Genomic DNA, 16,507 nt, shown 5'->3' with positions numbered 1-16,507 from the left:
ACAGGAAACCAGGAGAAATAGAATGCAACTTATAAACAAAAATGTCTTTGTAACAGGTTCAAGTCGTGGTATCGGACTTGCCATTGCTCACAAATTTGCCAAACTAGGTGCGAATGTAGTTTTGAATAGTCGAGGGACAATCTCAGAAGACTTGCTGGCTGAGTTTTCAAACTATGGTGTCAAAGTAGTACCGATTTCAGGTGATGTCTCAGACTTTGCAGATGCCAAGCGTATGGTAAATCAAGCGATTGCAGAACTCGGTTCTGTCGATGTCTTGGTCAACAATGCTGGAATCACTCAAGATACGCTTATGCTCAAGATGACCGAAGAAGACTTTGAAAAGGTGATTAAGATCAACTTGACAGGTGCCTTCAACATGACCCAAGTAGTCTTGAAACAGATGATAAAGGCGCGTGAAGGTGCTATCATCAATATGTCCAGTGTGGTCGGTTTGATGGGAAATATCGGGCAGGCCAACTATGCAGCTTCTAAAGCAGGTTTGATTGGGTTTACCAAGTCAGTAGCACGTGAGGTTGCCAATCGCAATGTGCGAGTAAATGCTCTTGCACCAGGGATGATCGAATCGGATATGACTGCTGTTTTGTCTGATAAGGTCAAGGAAGCGACATTGGCCCAAATCCCAATGAAGCGTTTTGGACAAGCAGAACATATCGCAGATGCTACAGTGTTCCTGGCTGGACAGGATTATTTGACTGGACAAGTTCTCGCTGTTGATGGCGGACTTAGCATGTAAAAAAAGAAAGATATAGGTAAGACAGATGAAACTAAATCGAGTTGTAGTAACAGGTTACGGATTGACCTCTCCTATCGGAAATACTCCAGAAGAATTTTGGAACAGTTTGCAAACTGGGAAAATTGGAATTGGAAAAATCACTAAGTTTGACCACAGCGAATTTGCTGTGCACAATGCGGCAGAAGTTCAAGATTTCCCATTTGATAAATACTTTGTCAAAAAAGATACCAACCGTTTTGATAACTATTCTTTGTATGCCTTATATGCAGCTCAAGAAGCGGTGACAAATGCTAATCTTGATGTAGAAGCAATTGATAAAGATCGTTTTGGTGTCATCGTTGCCTCAGGTATTGGGGGAATTAAAGAAATCGAAGACCAAGTTATCCGTCTTCATGAAAAAGGCCCAAAACGTGTTAAGCCATTGACACTTCCAAAAGCCTTGCCAAATATGGCTTCAGGAAATGTTGCCATGCGCTTTGGAGCAAACGGTGTCTGTAAATCAATCAATACAGCCTGTGCCTCATCAAATGATGCTATTGGCGATGCCTTCCGTTCCATAAAGTTTGGTTTCCAAGAAGTCATGTTAGTAGGTGGATCAGAATCATCTATCACTCCTTTTGCCATCGCTGGTTTCCAAGCATTGACTGCCCTATCAACTACAGAAGATCCAACTCGTGCTTCTATTCCGTTTGATAAAGACCGTAATGGTTTTGTGATGGGAGAAGGTTCTGGAATGCTGGTTCTTGAGAGTCTTGAACATGCTGAAAAACGTGGAGCAACTATCTTGGCTGAAGTAGTTGGTTATGGAAATACCTGTGATGCTTATCATATGACTTCACCTCATCCAGAAGGTCAAGGTGCAATCAAGGCAATTAAATTAGCTTTGGAAGAGGCAGAGATTTCTCCAGAGCAAGTGGCTTACGTCAATGCCCACGGAACTTCAACTCCTGCTAATGAAAAAGGAGAAAGTGGTGCGATCGTCGCTGTTCTTGGTAAAGGAGTACCTGTATCTTCAACCAAGTCCTTTACAGGACACTTGCTTGGTGCTGCAGGAGCAGTAGAAGCCATCGCTACCATCGAAGCCATGCGTCATAACTATGTACCAATGACAGCTGGAACAAGTGAGTTGTCGGATTATATCGAAGCGAATGTCGTTTATGGACAAGGCTTGGAGCAAGAAATCCCTTATGCTATTTCAAACACTTTTGGTTTTGGTGGACACAATGCGGTTCTTGCTTTCAAACGTTGGGAGAATAAATAATTATGAATTTAAATGAAATCAAGGACTTGATGGCTCAATTTGACCAATCAAGTTTGAGAGAATTTTCTTATAAAAATGGAACGGACGAATTGCAGTTCAGTAAGAATGAAGCAAGAATGGCTTCTGGAGCACCAACTCAAGTTGCTCCAGTGTCAACTGCAGTAGCTGCAAGTCCAGTAGTTTCTGCCCCTTCAACTCCAGTAGAGAGTGAAGTGGACGAAGCTCCGACACCTGCTGAAACGACTGTTGCTCCAGAGGGTGATGTCGTTGAGAGTCCACTTGTAGGGGTGGCTTACTTGGCTGCTGGACCAGATAAACCTGCCTTTGTCACAGTTGGAGACAGTGTTAAAAAAGGTCAGACTTTGGTGATCATTGAAGCTATGAAAGTCATGAATGAAATCCCTGCACCTAAGGATGGTGTGGTGACAGAAATTCTCGTTTCAAATGAAGAAATGGTTGAGTTCGGTAAAGGATTGGTACGTATCAAATGATCGATATTCAAGGAATCAAAGAAGCTTTACCCCATCGTTACCCTATGCTCCTAGTGGATCGTGTCTTGGAAGTGAGCGAGGATACCATTGTTGCCATTAAAAATGTGACCATCAACGAACCTTTCTTCAATGGTCATTTTCCTCAATACCCAGTTATGCCAGGTGTTCTTATCATGGAAGCCTTGGCTCAGACTGCTGGTGTCTTGGAATTGTCCAAACCTGAAAATAAAGGGAAACTGGTCTTCTACGCTGGAATGGACAAGGTTAAGTTCAAGAAGCAAGTTGTACCAGGTGACCAATTAGTCATGACGGCTACTTTTGTTAAACGTCGTGGTACAATTGCTGTGGTTGAAGCAAAGGCTGAAGTAGATGGTAAGCTTGCAGCGAGTGGTACTCTTACCTTTGCAATTGGAAACTAAGGAGGTTCTCCATGTTTCGTAAAATTTTGATTGCCAACCGTGGTGAGATTGCGGTTCGCATTATTCGAGCTGCGCGTGAATTGGGCATTGCGACCGTAGCAGTTTATTCAACTGCTGATAAGGAAGCTCTTCACACACTCCTAGCGGATGAAGCTATCTGTATCGGACCTGGTAAGGCGACAGAGTCTTATCTCAATATCAATGCAATTTTGTCTGCTGCAGTCTTGACAGAAGCAGAAGCCATCCACCCAGGTTTTGGTTTTCTTAGCGAAAACTCCAAGTTTGCCACGATGTGTGATGAAGTGGGGATTAAGTTTATCGGCCCTTCTGGCGCTGTAATGGATACCATGGGTGATAAGATAAATGCGCGAGAGCAAATGATCAAGGCTGGGGTTCCAGTTATTCCAGGATCTGATGGTGAAGTTCATACGGCTGAAGAGGCCCTTGCAGTTGCAGAAAAGATTGGCTACCCAGTCATGCTTAAGGCATCGGCAGGTGGTGGTGGAAAGGGAATTCGTAAGGTTGAAAAGGCAGAAGACCTGGTCGCAGCCTTTGAGACAGCATCCAGTGAAGCCAAGGCCAACTTTGGAAACGGCGCTATGTATCTTGAGCGTGTGATTTATCCAGCTCGTCATATCGAAGTTCAGATTCTTGCAGATCAAGAGGGTCATGTTGTCCATCTTGGTGAACGGGACTGTTCACTTCAACGGAATAACCAAAAGGTCTTAGAAGAAAGCCCATCCATTGCGATCGGCAAAACCCTTCGTCATGAAATTGGTGCTGCAGCCGTTCGTGCAGCAGAGTCTGTAGGCTATGAAAATGCAGGGACGATTGAATTTCTGCTCGATGAAGCCAGTGGCAATTTCTACTTCATGGAAATGAATACTCGTGTGCAAGTTGAACACCCAGTCACAGAGTTTGTTTCAGGTGTTGATATCGTGAAGGAACAGATTCGCATTGCGGCCGGGCAACCCTTGCCTTTCAAACAAGAAGATATCGTCCTACGAGGTCATGCTATCGAGTGCCGGATTAATGCAGAAAATCCAGCATTTAACTTTGCTCCAAGCCCAGGGAAAATTACCAATCTCTATCTACCAAGTGGTGGAGTTGGCTTGCGCGTGGACTCAGCAGTTTATCCAGGTTATACCATTCCCCCTTACTATGATAGTATGATTGCTAAAATCATTGTCCATGGGGAGAATCGTTTTGATGCCTTAATGAAGATGCAACGGGCACTTTATGAACTTGATATTGAAGGAGTGCAAACCAATGCAGACTTCCAGTTGGATCTGATTTCAGACCGCCGAGTTATCGCTGGTGACTACGATACTTCCTTCTTGATGGAAACTTTCTTGCCAAAATACCAAGAAAAAGAATAGACTTTCAAACAGCATGAGAACTAAAAGGGGGAGTTATGGCTCTATTTAGTAAAAAGGATAAGTATATTCGGATCAATCCCAATCGTTCCGTAAGGCAGGCACCACAAGCCAAGCCTGAGGTTCCGGATGAACTCTTCTCCCAGTGTCCTGGTTGTAAACACACCATTTACCAAAAGGATCTTGGGAGCGAACGAATTTGTCCCCATTGTAGCTATACTTTCCGTATTTCGGCTCAGGAACGCTTGGATTTGACGATTGATTCTGACAGCTTTGTGGAGATGTTTACGGGTATTGAAACTCAAGATCCATTAAACTTTCCTGGCTACCAGAAAAAACTTGCTACTATGCGTGAAAAGACAGGTTTGGATGAAGCAGTACTGACTGGTACAGCTAGCATCAAGGGACAAAAAGTTGCCCTTGGGATTATGGATTCAAACTTTATCATGGCTTCTATGGGAACCGTTGTGGGTGAAAAAATCACGCGCTTGTTTGAGTATGCGACGGTAAAAAACTTGCCAGTCGTACTCTTCACAGCTTCTGGTGGAGCCCGTATGCAAGAAGGAATCATGAGCTTGATGCAGATGGCTAAGATTTCTGCGGCAGTTCAACGTCATTCCAAGGCCGGACTTTTTTACCTAACTATTTTAACCGATCCGACAACAGGTGGGGTGACCGCTTCTTTTGCTATGGAAGGTGATATTATCCTAGCGGAGCCACAGAGTTTGGTTGGTTTTGCTGGGCGTCGTGTTATCGAAAATACAGTTCGAGAGACCTTGCCGGATGACTTCCAAAAGGCAGAATTTTTGCTGGAACATGGATTTGTTGATGCAATTGTCAAACGGAGAGAACTGCCTGAAACAATTGCTAAATTAGTAAGATTGCACGGAGGAAGTCGCGGATGAATATTGCAAAAATAGTCAGAGAGGCACGCGAGCAGAGTCGCTTGACTGCACTTGATTTTGCCAATGGAATCTTTGACGAGTTTATCGAATTGCATGGAGATCGCTCTTTCCGTGATGATGGTGCGGTTATCGGTGGAATTGGCTGGTTAGGTGACCAAGCAGTAACTGTCGTCGGTATCCAAAAGGGGAAGAGTCTTCATGACAACCTCAAACGGAATTTCGGCCAACCACATCCAGAAGGCTATCGTAAGGCTTTGCGCCTAATGAAACAGGCAGAAAAGTTTGGTCGTCCAGTTGTGACCTTTATCAATACGGCGGGTGCTTACCCAGGTGTTGGAGCCGAGGAACGTGGACAAGGTGAAGCAATTGCCCGAAACCTGATGGAAATGAGTGACCTCAAGGTTCCAATCATCGCGATTATTATCGGTGAAGGTGGATCTGGTGGGACCCTAGCTCTAGCCGTAGCTAACCGTGTCTGGATGTTAGAAAACTCAATCTACGCAGTACTTAGCCCGGAAGGATTTGCCTCTATCCTTTGGAAGGATGGAAGTCGTGCTATGGAAGCGGCGGAGTTGATGAAAATCACTTCACATGAACTCCTAGAAATGGGAATCGTAGACAAGGTAATCTCAGAAGCAGGGCTGTCAAGTAAAGAACTGCTAGGTTGCGTTAAAAATGAATTGCGTGCAGAACTAGATAGGTTGAAAGAACTACCACTCGACCAACTTATCGAAGAACGTTACCAACGCTTTAGAAAATACTAAGAATGACTAAATGAGACTAGAAAGGTCTCATTTTTTATTGAAAATGCTATTCAGGTTGAAAAATTGACAGTTGAGGAGATAGACTATAAAATAGACAAAAAAGAAATATACTATAAATGTGAGCCTACAACAATCTATTTTTAAGAAGGTACTTGCAATGACAGGTACAGAAACATTTACAGTTCTTTCAACTGAGGACTTAGAGCAAACTTCAGGTGGTCTTGCCGTTTGGGAAGATGGTTATGGTAGATGGTTATATTATAGAGAATTTGCTCCCTATATGGGGCAAGGGGCACTTAATTCTTATAGGGATGCTTGGAAGTACGGTTTCCGAGCAGGATAATCTTTCAAAAAAAGTACGATGAGAAACACAAAGAAACTAAGACAATTTGGAATATTTTTGCTTATTATTTTACTATCTACCTATTTACCACAAACAATTGGATTGTATGTGACGATAATTTTAGGGTTAGGCGCTGATGTTTATTCTCTTATTTTAACAATGGGATTAGTAGGAAATTTCTTTCTATTAATTTGGTGGTTAAAAAAGAAAAAGATGCTCTTTATCTTTGAGAAAAAGAGCTGGAACTGGTCAACTATCTTCTACTTATTTGCAGGTTATGTGGTTTATCAGATTCTCGGTAATTTTTGGGCACGCTATGCTCATTTGATTAATCATAGGAATATTCATGATGAGTATTTTACCGTGGTTCTTTCAAATGGACAACCAACTTTTTTATCGACTATCTTATCTTTTGTACTTCCTGTAATCATCGGCCCTATTTTTGAGGAGACTCTTGATAGAGGGTATTTTATGAACACCTTCTTTCCTAAGTCAAAGTATTATTTAGATGTCATCTTATCAGGTCTTATCTTTGGACTCAGTCATTTGATACTATCTCACCGAGACCCAATTAGTTTATTATATTATAGTCTGATTGGTCTCTTTTTCGCTCTTGTCTATCGCTATACATCTAATCTACGATTGACCATTCTCTGTCATAGTTTTTTCAACTTTCTCAATCATGCAAAACCTATCTGGATTTTTATTTACAATTACATCTATTATCATTTTTTTAGATAGTGGAAGGCAAAGAAAAAAGTGTTTGACAGCTGTCAAACACTTTTTCTGTTTACTGTTCTTCTGTTACAAACTGGCTGAGCAGTCCATTGATAAAACGGGCAGATTTTTGATCTGAGAAGTCCTTTGCAAGCTCGATAGCTTCATTTACAGCAACCAGCTGAGGGGTGTCAAATGAAATGATTTCAAAGACTCCCAAGCGAAGGAGGTTTCTCTCCACGAGTGTTAAACGCTCGATGGTCCAACCTGCTTTTAAATGCTGTGTGATTTGCTTGTCTAGTTCTTCCTTTTTAGCTTGAACACCAGAAACTAGCTCTGTCAAAAAGGCTGGAAGTTGCACATCCGTATCTTCACGATCATGAGTATAGGCGAAACGACAAGCAGTTTCGACATCCGTACCGAACTCAAGGCTCATAAGAGCTTGAAAAGCGCATTTACGGAGTTGGCGTCTAGATTCTAATAGTGGACTAGTCATTGAGGAAGTCCTCGTCAAATAGATCTTTCAATTCTGGTTTTGGTGTTTTATCTGGAACGATACCTGCAACGTGGATATTGATAGCAGCGAGTTCTACATCAGCCATGTTGCGGACAGCATCTTTGACAGCTTTCTGAATAGCAACAGCTACCTTAGGAACTTTTACTCCGTACTCAAGGTAGAGATAGATATCTGCTGTGAGTTCTTCGTCCACATTTTTAAGATAAACGCCACGGCCGAGAGAAAGTTTTGAAAGGGTGTCAGATACTGATTTGTTTGAAAAAGAGTGTACACCCTCTACTTTTGCAGTAGCAATAGCAATGATTTTTTCAAGTACACGTGGGGCGATAACGATTTCGCCAAGTTGTTCTTCAATTCCCATAGAATGACCTCTTTCTAGAGATTAGGCACGAGAAACGTAAGTTCCTTCTGCAGTGTTGATAACGAGTTTTTGTCCTGCTTCGATGAAGTCTGGAACGTTTACGACAAGTCCAGTTTCCATCGTTGCTGGTTTACCAGAACCTGTAACCGTAGCACCTTTGATAGATGGTTGAGTTTCTGCAACTGTCAATTCAACAGTAGTAGGAACGGTGACACCGATCACTTCAGTTCCGTAGAATTGGATCTTCACATCTGAGTTTTCAAGGATGTAAAGCAATTCGTTTTCAACGTTGACTACAGGGATTTCGTACTGGTCGTAAGTTTCTGTATTCATGAAGTATGCTGTGTCATCCATTTTATACAAGTATTGGGCTGGGACAGTCTCGATAATAGCTTGTTCAAATTTTTCCTCTGGACGGTAGCTTGTGTCAAATGTAGAACCAGTACGGACATCACGCAATTTCATACGCATGATTGTGTTTCCTTTACCTGGTTTGTGGTGGCTAGCTTCCAAAACGCGAATCAATTTTCCGTCAGCTGTTTCAAAGGTCATACCAGCCTTTAATTTACTTGCTTCAATCATGTTTTTACCTCTTTAATAAAATAATTTACTCTTTATTGTACCATAAAAGACAACATTACTCAAATGTCAGAAGGAGCTTAATTAGTTGACTGGTACGATATTTCCATCTTCGTCTTTAGTAACGAGGACGTATTTTCCATCGACTTCGATGTAAAAATTCTTGCTGGCAGTTTGCCCAGTTTTTTGAGCCGGCGCTTGATTTTGGACTTGTTGGCTTAGTTGACCACCGAGAGTTTGGCCAAGATTCATACCCATAAACATGTTCATCCCATTGCCATTCCCTTCGTTGGCAGCTGCAGCAATGAGGGCTTCGTTACGAGCACGGCGTTCTTCGATTTCAATCGTGTTGTACTTCATTGCCACGAGCTCACTATCAAGCTTGCGAACGATATCAAGACTTTCTTGATCGTAGCTGAGGTCTTCAAGCAAGATATTAGTTGCTTCAATTCCGTAGAGGCCTGTCCAAACCTTGTTGACCTCTTGTTTAGCGAGTTCGTTAAAGGTATCTTGGTTGGCATTGAGGCTATAGATATCAACCTTGTTTTCGTTAGTGTATTTGGCAATGGCAATCGCGATTTTCGGTGCGATATTTTGACGGAGCGTTCCTTGAGCTACATCTTGGAGAGTAAATGGCTGTCCGTCAGTAATTTGACGGCTAACAGAACTCACGTAGAAGAGGACTGGATCTGCTATTTTTACATCAAACAAGCCATAGAAACGGATGTTAAGCAATTGTTGGTAACGTTCGCTGAAGTATTCGACCGCATTTTGTGTGCCGAACTTATTACCTGCAATAGGTTGCATGCGGATAAAGATAATTTCCTGTTGGGTGATGACTTGTCCACCGAAAGAGAAACGGTTTTTAAAGTTTTCCCAAGTGCCTTTTAAACCACCTTTTTCAAGGAGCCAAGCATTATCACCAGCTTGCCATTCGTGGCTACCAGCTTCGAGGACATCACCAAGAAAGGTACCGTTGTTTACCAAAACAGCGGTATAACCTTGAGGAACGATAACCACACTGCCATCTGACAAGAGGCCTGTATTTTGATTGCTGTGACGAGAACGTCCATCTGGGTCTTTAGTGAGTAATTGACCCTTGACGGCCAAGGCGTTGCCAGAGACATTGTCTGGAAGGACGATGGCTTCCTTGAATTTACTATCATTAAAACTATTTAAGCCTGCTGATAAGGCTGCACGTATAAATCCCATAATTCCTCCTAATTATATAGTTCGTCTTCATCCACAACATCGTAGGTATCAAGTACCCATTGGTTTGGACTGCGAGAGAGATTGGCACCACAGTAGTCGCACTCGCTAACTGCAGAGATTTTCAATGGGGCGCCACAGTTTGGACAGTGGTCGCTCACCACTTGGTCTGGATTAACTGCCTGCGTTTGGCTACCATGTTGACGGATAAAGTTCAATTGGTACACGGTGAAGAGATCTTTTTTAGGATCTCCTTCAAGGACACGGCGAGTCTCATCGTCAATGACATAGTCCCGCAAGGTAGATGACAGGATCACCACTAAGGTATCGTTTCCGTCAGGATTTTCAATGAACTCCTTGATGCGAACATTTTCGATACAAACTTTCTCTAAAACATTAGTTGTTTTAGCTCGAATATGGTCCTCAAGTTGGGTACTATGTTGAGAGTAGAGACTGGTACTTTCCAAAGCGCGGACAGAGTTCCAATTTTTCTCAGTCCAGGCAACCTGCAATTTAAGGTAGACTTCCTTAACCCAAGATGTGAAGGCTTCCGCGTCAAAGTTCGGATCCCCGTATTTCACACGGCTAATGGCCAGTGTGTTGTGTTCAACTCGACGATGAAGCGTTTGATAATCATTACTAGTGTAGGTTGAACTCGAATCTCCAGACTTATTCTGCAAGGATTTGACGATAACAACTAGTATGATTCCTCCGATTAATATGAACATAAATCCTAGATAGGGAGAGCTATTAGAACTGTCAGAGGATGAGCCGTATCCAGAGCGGTAGTAGTGGTAGGATGAGCCGCCAGAACGACTTCCACCTCCACTTGAGCGGCTGCTACTTCTGGAGCTACTGTGGCTGCTCCCTCCACTTCTGGAATGTCCTACACCCGCATCAACGATTTGAGGCACGGATAGAAAAACAAGTAATAAACAGGTCATTAAAAGAGCGTAAAACTTTTTCATGTGTCTCCTAACTATATGATTGAAAAGGTAGTTCCTCTCTTGCTGAGTAGACTACTGGGTGACTAGTAGCGAATTACTCACTGTCTTTCAACTTAGCCAATTCCTGAGCAAGTAGTTTAAGGGCAACTTGTGGGTTGGCTTGACCTTTGGTAGCTTTCATAAGGAATCCTGTGAAGGCCTTGTCTGCGTTGCGTTTACCTGATTTGAAGTCGGCAACGGCAGCTTCGTTATCGGCAAAGACTTGGTGGATGATTGGAATCAGAACATCTGGATCAGAGATTTGCACCAAACCTGCTTTTTCCACGTATTCACGCGCGCCACCGCCATTTTTAGCAAGGTGGACAAAGACTTTCTTGGCAATCTTAGAAGAGATGGTACCGTCTTCGATGATGGCAATCATTTCAACCAAGTTTTCTGGAGTCAATTCGATTTGTTCGAGTGTTTTTCCTTCAGCGTTCAAGAATTGAGCAACTTCACCTTGGAGCCAGTTTGAGACTTGTTTGGCATCACCACCGAGGGCAACAGCTTTTTCAAAGAAGTCAGAAGTGACTTTATTAGCAGTTAACTGACTAGCATCGTATTCTGACAAGCCAAGGTCAGATACATAGCGCGCACGGCGTTCTTTTGGAAACTCTGGTAACTCAGTCCGCATTTCTTCGATCCACTCGTCTGAGATTTCAAAGAGGGGTAGGTCTGGTTCTGGGAAATAGCGATAGTCTGCAGCACCTTCCTTTACACGCATGAGAATGGTTGCTTTGTTAGCTTCATCATAACGGCGTGTTTCTTGGCGGATTTGACCACCTGAGCGAAGGATTTCAGCCTGGCGTTGGACTTCGTATTCAAGCCCCTTACGGACGTTAGAGAAGGAGTTGAGGTTTTTCAACTCAGTCTTGGTACCGAATTTCTCTTGACCATAAGGACGAAGAGAGATGTTGGCATCCACGCGCATAGAACCTTCTTCCATCTTAACGTCGGAAATGCCAGCGTACTGGATAACTTCCTTGAGGGCTGTCAGATAAGCGTAGGCTTCTTCAGGAGAACGCATGTCAGCTTCAGATACAATCTCAATCAAAGGCACCCCTTGGCGGTTGAGGTCAACATAAGAGTAACCATCTGTACCGTGGGTGTTTTTACCAGCGTCTTCTTCTAGGTGGGCGCGTTCGATACCGATTTTCTTGGTCGTACCGTCTTCGAGCTCGACTTCAATCCAGCCGTTGTAGCCGATAGGTTCATCAAACTGAGAAATTTGGTAGGCTTTGGGATTATCAGGATAGAAGTAGTTCTTGCGGTCAAAGTGCATTTTTTTGTGGATGTCCATGTTGAGGGCAAGAGCCGCCTTGATACCAGCATCGACAACACCTTTATTGAGAACTGGCAGAACTCCTGGGAAAGACCAGTCAATCACGTTGGTGTTGGCGTTTTGGTCATTTCCGAAGTGGGCAGAAGTTGGTGAGAAGATTTTTGAATTGGTGTTGAGCTCTACGTGGACTTCAAGTCCAATGACTGTTTCAAAGTTCATTAGTTATCACCTCCAAAAATCACGGGTTGTTGTTTGTGGTAGTCTGTTGTCGCTTCAAAAGCAGCAGCAACTTGGTAAATGGTTTCTTCTGAGTATTTAGGACCGATCAATTGGAGTCCGACAGGGAGACCTTGAGCAAATCCAGCAGGAATCGAAATTCCTGGGAGACCTGCCAAGTTGACAGGGATGGTCAAAAGGTCAGCCAAGTACATGGCAACTGGGTCGTGGTTGAGTGAGTCCAAGTCATAAGCAACACTTGGAGCAGTTGGTCCCAAAATCAAGTCGTAATCCGCAAAGACTTTTTCGAAATCTTGGATGATGAGGGTACGGACTTGTCCAGCCTTCTTATAGTAGGCATCATAGTAACCTGATGAAAGGCTGAAAGTACCCAGCATGATACGGCGTTTTACCTCTTCACCAAAACCTTGACTACGGCTGTTTACATAGATTTCATCAAGATTAGTCGCATCCTCTGCGCGGTAGCCGTAACGAATACCGTCAAAACGTTGCAAGTTTGAGGATGCTTCTGATGAAGCAATGATGTAGTAAACTGCAACACCGTATTTGGAGTGAGGAAGGCTCACTTCTTCGACGATGGCACCAAGTTTCTCAAAGTGTTTGGCTGCCTTGATAATGGTTTCTTTAACTTCTGGGTCAATTCCTTCACCGAGATATTCTTTAGGCAAAGCAATTTTCATGCCCTTGATGTCTTGGCCGATTTTTGAAGTAAAGTCGGCAATGCGGACAGGAGCAGAAGTAGAATCTTTGGCATCTTCGCTGGCAATAGCGTTGAGCAAGAGGGCATTTTCCTTAACAGTTGGTGCAAAAGGTCCAATCTGGTCTAGTGAGCTACCGAAAGCAATGAGACCGAAACGTGAAACTGTTCCGTAGGTTGGTTTGAGACCAACAATCCCGTTGAAGGCAGCAGGTTGGCGGATAGAACCACCAGTATCAGAACCAAGTGATAAACGAACTTGTCCTGAAGCTACAGAAGCCGCAGAACCGCTTGATGATCCACCAGGAACCTTGCTATGGTCCCAAGCATTTTTAGTGGCACCGTAGTGAGAAGTTTCACCTGAACCACCCATGGCAAATTCGTCCATGTTGGTTTTTCCGACAACAATCATACCTTTAGCTTTGGCATTGGCAACGGCTGTCGCATCAAAGATAGGCTCATAGTTGTAGAGCATTTTTGAGGCGGCAGTTGTCAGGATACCGTCTGTAGAGATATTATCCTTAACAGCTAGCGGAATTCCTGAAAGGACATTATCCGAGTCAATTCCAGCTTCATCAATAGCCTTAGCTTGAGCAAGGGCCTGCTCCTCAGCGATGGTGACAAATGCGTTGATAGTTGTCTCGCGAGACTTAATATCTTCAAGCGTTGCTTGGGTCAATTCAGTTGCAGAAATTTCCTTAGAGACAAGGAGGTTGTGCAAGTCTTCAATCGTTTTGTTATTAAAAGTCATTAGGCATCTCCTCCATCATCTAGGATAGCTGGTACCTTGATATAGTAGTTGTCTTTTTCAGGTACGTTTTTAAACAAGCGGTCACGGTCTGTTCCTTCTTCGGCCACATCAGGGCGGAGTACGGTCTTGCGGTCCGCCATGGTCGTAGTAGGTGCGACACCAGTTGTGTCGACTTCGCCTAGCAATTCAACCATGTCAACAATTTTAGACAAGGTTGTCGCAAAGGCAGCAGTTTCTTCTTCAGAGAATCTTAATTTTGAAAGATTGGCAACGTGTGTTACCTCTTCTTGCGTAATTTTCATCTTGCATCCTTTCGTGAAATGATGATTTTTAGTCTGTTCTATTTTACCATATTTTCCTATAAATAAGGGAGCCAAACTGAAAAGAAATAGAAATTGAAAAATCGCTTTTAATTCGCTATAATGGTTAAACTAGAGAATAGAGAAAATAAGGGTTAGGATAGAAATATGTTCCATCAATTTATCACCAGATCTCAAACGGTTCCTCCTCCCATTTCGCTCTTTTGGTATGGGATCATGATGCTTCTCTTAGTGCTTTGTATTTATGGAGCGCTTGTTTATCATAAAAATCCGAAATTTGTCCGCTTGTTTAAGGGGATTCAGATCCTCCAGTTGCTAGCCCTATATAGCTGGTATGTTGGCTTTGGGATCCCATTTTCTAATAGTCTTCCTTTTTATCATTGCCGTTTGGCTATGTTTGCGGTGGTTTTCTTGCCAGATAAATGGCGGAGCAAGCAATATTTTGCTCTCTTAGGAGCAAGTGGAGCGGTATTTGCTTTGGTTTACCCTGTTTTTGACCCCTATGATTTCCCCCATATCACCAGTTTTTCATTTTTGATTGGGCACTATGCCCTTCTAGTGAATTCCTTGATTTACTTGATGAATCACTATGACAAGACCTTGCTTAAGAAGTATATGATTGTAGCCTATACCTTTATTCTCAACCTCTTTTTAGTTGGGGTTAATCAGGTAACGGGTGGAAATTATGGTCTCTTAAGAGATACCCCGTTTATCTCGAATGCTCCTCTATGGATAAAGTACCTCCTTGTGTCGGTCATCCTTTCACTGGCTCTTGTTCTCTTTGATATCTTGTTCAAGAAACGGTGGGAAAATAGAAATCAGGTAAAATCTATACTCTAGCTTGCCTTTTCATCAGATGAGCAATTGAAAAACTCCCCAAAATCCGCTATAATGGAGAGTTGAAAGGAATAGTAAAATCCAATGTAAACATCATTCTTAGCTACTGAAACAACTAAAAATAGAAAATCAAAGAAAGAGAACTTATGACTATTCAAGAAGAAATCAAGAAACGCCGTACCTTTGCCATCATCTCCCACCCGGACGCCGGGAAAACAACCATCACTGAGCAGTTGCTCTATTTTGGGGGCGAGATTCGTGAGGCTGGTACGGTAAAAGGGAAGAAAACAGGGACTTTTGCTAAGTCTGACTGGATGGATATCGAGAAACAACGTGGTATTTCGGTAACCTCATCTGTTATGCAGTTTGACTACGACGGCAAGCGCGTGAACATCCTCGACACACCAGGGCACGAAGACTTCTCAGAAGATACTTATCGTACCTTGATGGCGGTGGATGCTGCGGTCATGGTCGTGGACTCTGCCAAGGGTATCGAGGCCCAAACCAAGAAATTGTTTGAGGTTGTGAAGCACCGTGGAATTCCAGTCTTTACCTTTATGAACAAGCTAGACCGTGATGGCCGTGAGCCACTGGACCTCTTGCAAGAGCTAGAAGAAGTATTGGGGATTGCCAGCTATCCAATGAACTGGCCAATCGGGATGGGGAAAGCTTTTGAAGGATTGTATGACCTCTATAACCAACGTTTGGAGCTTTATAAAGGGGATGAACGCTTTGCCAGTCTAGAAGATGGGGATAAGCTTTTTGGAAGCAATCCTTTCTACGCTCAGGTTAAGGACGATATCGAACTCCTTCAAGAAGCTGGGAATGAGTTTTCAGAAGAAGCTATTTTAGCGGGTGAATTAACACCAGTCTTCTTCGGCTCAGCCTTGACAAACTTTGGGGTTCAGACCTTCCTTGAGACCTTCCTTAAGTTTGCTCCTGAACCACATGGCCACAAGAAAACAGATGGCGAAATTGTGGATCCTTATGACAAGGATTTCTCAGGATTTGTCTTTAAAATCCAAGCCAACATGGATCCTCGTCACCGTGACCGTATCGCCTTTGTCCGTATCGTATCGGGCGAATTTGAGCGTGGGATGAGTGTCAATCTGCCTCGTACTGGGAAGACTGCCAAGCTTTCTAATGTCACCCAGTTTATGGCGGAAAGTCGTGAGAATGTGACCAATGCCGTGGCAGGTGATATTATCGGGGTTTACGATACTGGTACTTATCAGGTTGGGGATACCTTGACAGTTGGAAAAAATAAGTTTGAATTTGAACCACTGCCAACCTTTACACCTGAGATTTTCATGAAAGTTTCTGCTAAGAACGTTATGAAACAAAAATCTTTCCACAAAGGGATTGAGCAATTGGTGCAAGAAGGAGCCATTCAGCTTTATAAGAATTACCAAACTGGCGAGTACATGCTAGGGGCTGTGGGACAACTCCAGTTTGAAGTCTTTAAGCACCGCATGGAAGGCGAGTACAATGCAGAAGTGGTCATGAGCCCAATGGGTAAAAAGACTGTTCGTTGGATCAAGCCTGAGGACTTGGATGAACGGATGTCCTCAAGCCGCAATATCTTGGCTAAGGACCGCTTTGACCAACCAGTCTTCCTCTTTGAAAATGACTTTGCCCTCCGCTGGTTTGCGGATAAATATCCAGACGTAGAGTTGGAGGAAAAAATGTAAATCGTTACAA

At 43.3% G+C, this 16,507-nt stretch carries 19 protein-coding genes; 11 read left to right on the top strand and 8 right to left on the bottom strand.

Annotated features, from left to right (window positions below; all coding sequences use genetic code 11):
- The first annotated feature begins 22 nt into the window (after nucleotides 1-22).
- From fabG to M9H69_RS08025, 9 genes are all read left to right on the top strand, one after another.
- Entirely contained in the window at nucleotides 23-754 is a 732-nt protein-coding gene (gene fabG / locus M9H69_RS08065) for a 3-oxoacyl-[acyl-carrier-protein] reductase (RefSeq protein ID WP_061597984.1), read from the top strand.
- A 25-nt stretch (nucleotides 755-779) separates the two neighbouring features.
- Complete coding sequence (fabF, locus tag M9H69_RS08060; protein WP_250315336.1) at nucleotides 780-2,015, top strand: beta-ketoacyl-ACP synthase II; 1,236 nt, start codon at nucleotides 780-782, stop codon at nucleotides 2,013-2,015.
- A gap of 2 nt (nucleotides 2,016-2,017) precedes the next feature.
- On the top strand, nucleotides 2,018-2,506 hold the full coding sequence (gene accB / locus M9H69_RS08055) for an acetyl-CoA carboxylase biotin carboxyl carrier protein (RefSeq protein ID WP_250315335.1): 489 nt from the start codon (nucleotides 2,018-2,020) through the stop codon (nucleotides 2,504-2,506).
- A complete protein-coding gene (gene fabZ, locus M9H69_RS08050; protein ID WP_000565515.1) occupies nucleotides 2,503-2,925 on the top strand; it encodes a 3-hydroxyacyl-ACP dehydratase FabZ in 423 nt (140 codons plus the stop codon). Before accB ends, fabZ begins: the two co-directional genes overlap by 4 nt.
- Nucleotides 2,926-2,936: 11 nt before the next feature.
- Nucleotides 2,937-4,304 (top strand): acetyl-CoA carboxylase biotin carboxylase subunit, encoded by a 1,368-nt coding sequence (gene accC / locus M9H69_RS08045; RefSeq protein WP_000488663.1) that lies wholly within the window; start codon nucleotides 2,937-2,939, stop codon nucleotides 4,302-4,304.
- 35 nt (nucleotides 4,305-4,339) lie between these two features.
- On the top strand, nucleotides 4,340-5,206 hold the full coding sequence (gene accD / locus M9H69_RS08040) for an acetyl-CoA carboxylase, carboxyltransferase subunit beta (protein ID WP_250315334.1): 867 nt from the start codon (nucleotides 4,340-4,342) through the stop codon (nucleotides 5,204-5,206).
- Nucleotides 5,203-5,970, top strand: a complete 768-nt coding sequence (locus M9H69_RS08035; protein ID WP_250315333.1) for an acetyl-CoA carboxylase carboxyl transferase subunit alpha — start codon at nucleotides 5,203-5,205, stop codon at nucleotides 5,968-5,970. The genes accD and M9H69_RS08035 overlap by 4 nt, the downstream gene beginning before the upstream one ends.
- 157 nt (nucleotides 5,971-6,127) lie before the next feature.
- A complete protein-coding gene (gene briC / locus M9H69_RS08030; protein ID WP_084941318.1) occupies nucleotides 6,128-6,313 on the top strand; it encodes a biofilm-regulating peptide BriC in 186 nt (61 codons plus the stop codon).
- A gap of 18 nt (nucleotides 6,314-6,331) precedes the next feature.
- Nucleotides 6,332-7,054, top strand: a complete 723-nt coding sequence (locus M9H69_RS08025; protein WP_282184661.1) for a CPBP family intramembrane glutamic endopeptidase — start codon at nucleotides 6,332-6,334, stop codon at nucleotides 7,052-7,054.
- Between the two features lie 49 nt (nucleotides 7,055-7,103).
- On the opposite strand, the gene nusB is transcribed toward M9H69_RS08025, so the two are convergent.
- The 8 genes from nusB to gatC all read right to left on the bottom strand — a co-directional run bounded on the left by nusB (nucleotide 7,104) and on the right by gatC (nucleotide 13,951).
- The gene (nusB, locus tag M9H69_RS08020; protein ID WP_000203657.1) at nucleotides 7,104-7,526 is read right to left on the bottom strand and encodes a transcription antitermination factor NusB; all 423 of its coding nucleotides are present in this window, start codon (nucleotides 7,524-7,526) and stop codon (nucleotides 7,104-7,106) included.
- Nucleotides 7,519-7,908, bottom strand: a complete 390-nt coding sequence (locus M9H69_RS08015) for an Asp23/Gls24 family envelope stress response protein (protein WP_000510584.1) — start codon at nucleotides 7,906-7,908, stop codon at nucleotides 7,519-7,521. The genes nusB and M9H69_RS08015 overlap by 8 nt, the downstream gene beginning before the upstream one ends.
- A gap of 21 nt (nucleotides 7,909-7,929) precedes the next feature.
- Complete coding sequence (gene efp, locus M9H69_RS08010; protein WP_000568640.1) at nucleotides 7,930-8,490, bottom strand: elongation factor P; 561 nt, start codon at nucleotides 8,488-8,490, stop codon at nucleotides 7,930-7,932.
- A gap of 81 nt (nucleotides 8,491-8,571) precedes the next feature.
- Nucleotides 8,572-9,699 (bottom strand): SPFH domain-containing protein, encoded by a 1,128-nt coding sequence (locus M9H69_RS08005; protein WP_250315332.1) that lies wholly within the window; start codon nucleotides 9,697-9,699, stop codon nucleotides 8,572-8,574.
- An 8-nt stretch (nucleotides 9,700-9,707) separates the two neighbouring features.
- Nucleotides 9,708-10,664 carry a zinc-ribbon domain-containing transport protein gene (locus M9H69_RS08000; RefSeq protein WP_250315331.1) on the bottom strand — a complete coding sequence of 319 codons (957 nt, stop codon included), beginning with the start codon at nucleotides 10,662-10,664 and terminating at the stop codon, nucleotides 9,708-9,710.
- Between the two features lie 73 nt (nucleotides 10,665-10,737).
- Nucleotides 10,738-12,183, bottom strand: a complete 1,446-nt coding sequence (gene gatB, locus M9H69_RS07995; RefSeq protein ID WP_250315330.1) for an Asp-tRNA(Asn)/Glu-tRNA(Gln) amidotransferase subunit GatB — start codon at nucleotides 12,181-12,183, stop codon at nucleotides 10,738-10,740.
- Nucleotides 12,183-13,649 (bottom strand): Asp-tRNA(Asn)/Glu-tRNA(Gln) amidotransferase subunit GatA, encoded by a 1,467-nt coding sequence (gatA, locus tag M9H69_RS07990; protein WP_250315329.1) that lies wholly within the window; start codon nucleotides 13,647-13,649, stop codon nucleotides 12,183-12,185. Before gatA ends, gatB begins: the two co-directional genes overlap by 1 nt.
- A complete protein-coding gene (gene gatC, locus M9H69_RS07985) occupies nucleotides 13,649-13,951 on the bottom strand; it encodes an Asp-tRNA(Asn)/Glu-tRNA(Gln) amidotransferase subunit GatC (RefSeq protein WP_000705419.1) in 303 nt (100 codons plus the stop codon). The genes gatA and gatC overlap by 1 nt, the downstream gene beginning before the upstream one ends.
- Nucleotides 13,952-14,116: 165 nt before the next feature.
- On the opposite strand from gatC, the gene M9H69_RS07980 reads away from it, so the two are divergent.
- Nucleotides 14,117-14,809 carry a YwaF family protein gene (locus M9H69_RS07980; protein WP_250315328.1) on the top strand — a complete coding sequence of 231 codons (693 nt, stop codon included), beginning with the start codon at nucleotides 14,117-14,119 and terminating at the stop codon, nucleotides 14,807-14,809.
- Nucleotides 14,810-14,952: 143 nt separating this feature from the next.
- Nucleotides 14,953-16,497 carry a peptide chain release factor 3 gene (locus M9H69_RS07975; protein WP_000155101.1) on the top strand — a complete coding sequence of 515 codons (1,545 nt, stop codon included), beginning with the start codon at nucleotides 14,953-14,955 and terminating at the stop codon, nucleotides 16,495-16,497.
- The last annotated feature ends 10 nt before the right edge of the window (nucleotides 16,498-16,507 follow it).

Source organism: Streptococcus oralis, from assembly GCF_023611505.1.
In the GTDB taxonomy this organism is placed as follows: Bacteria; Bacillota; Bacilli; order Lactobacillales; family Streptococcaceae; genus Streptococcus; species Streptococcus oralis_CT.
This window is presented reverse-complemented; position numbering and strand designations above follow the sequence as displayed.

Excerpts from the sequence above, each read along its gene's own strand:
- M9H69_RS07980 (WP_250315328.1), top strand. The coding sequence starts at position 14,117 with ATGTTCCATCAATTTATCACCAGATCTCAAACGGTTCCTCCTCCCATT.
- M9H69_RS08005 (WP_250315332.1), bottom strand. The coding sequence starts at position 9,699 with ATGGGATTTATACGTGCAGCCTTATCAGCAGGCTTAAATAGTTTTAAT.
- M9H69_RS08035 (WP_250315333.1), top strand. The coding sequence starts at position 5,203 with ATGAATATTGCAAAAATAGTCAGAGAGGCACGCGAGCAGAGTCGCTTG.
- fabZ (WP_000565515.1), top strand. The coding sequence starts at position 2,503 with ATGATCGATATTCAAGGAATCAAAGAAGCTTTACCCCATCGTTACCCT.
- efp (WP_000568640.1), bottom strand. The coding sequence starts at position 8,490 with ATGATTGAAGCAAGTAAATTAAAGGCTGGTATGACCTTTGAAACAGCT.
- M9H69_RS07975 (WP_000155101.1), top strand. The coding sequence starts at position 14,953 with ATGACTATTCAAGAAGAAATCAAGAAACGCCGTACCTTTGCCATCATC.
- accC (WP_000488663.1), top strand. The coding sequence starts at position 2,937 with ATGTTTCGTAAAATTTTGATTGCCAACCGTGGTGAGATTGCGGTTCGC.
- gatC (WP_000705419.1), bottom strand. The coding sequence starts at position 13,951 with ATGAAAATTACGCAAGAAGAGGTAACACACGTTGCCAATCTTTCAAAA.
- gatA (WP_250315329.1), bottom strand. The coding sequence starts at position 13,649 with ATGACTTTTAATAACAAAACGATTGAAGACTTGCACAACCTCCTTGTC.
- M9H69_RS08015 (WP_000510584.1), bottom strand. The coding sequence starts at position 7,908 with ATGGGAATTGAAGAACAACTTGGCGAAATCGTTATCGCCCCACGTGTA.
- accD (WP_250315334.1), top strand. The coding sequence starts at position 4,340 with ATGGCTCTATTTAGTAAAAAGGATAAGTATATTCGGATCAATCCCAAT.
- briC (WP_084941318.1), top strand. The coding sequence starts at position 6,128 with ATGACAGGTACAGAAACATTTACAGTTCTTTCAACTGAGGACTTAGAG.
- M9H69_RS08000 (WP_250315331.1), bottom strand. The coding sequence starts at position 10,664 with ATGAAAAAGTTTTACGCTCTTTTAATGACCTGTTTATTACTTGTTTTT.
- nusB (WP_000203657.1), bottom strand. The coding sequence starts at position 7,526 with ATGACTAGTCCACTATTAGAATCTAGACGCCAACTCCGTAAATGCGCT.
- fabG (WP_061597984.1), top strand. The coding sequence starts at position 23 with ATGCAACTTATAAACAAAAATGTCTTTGTAACAGGTTCAAGTCGTGGT.
- fabF (WP_250315336.1), top strand. The coding sequence starts at position 780 with ATGAAACTAAATCGAGTTGTAGTAACAGGTTACGGATTGACCTCTCCT.
- M9H69_RS08025 (WP_282184661.1), top strand. The coding sequence starts at position 6,332 with ATGAGAAACACAAAGAAACTAAGACAATTTGGAATATTTTTGCTTATT.
- accB (WP_250315335.1), top strand. The coding sequence starts at position 2,018 with ATGAATTTAAATGAAATCAAGGACTTGATGGCTCAATTTGACCAATCA.
- gatB (WP_250315330.1), bottom strand. The coding sequence starts at position 12,183 with ATGAACTTTGAAACAGTCATTGGACTTGAAGTCCACGTAGAGCTCAAC.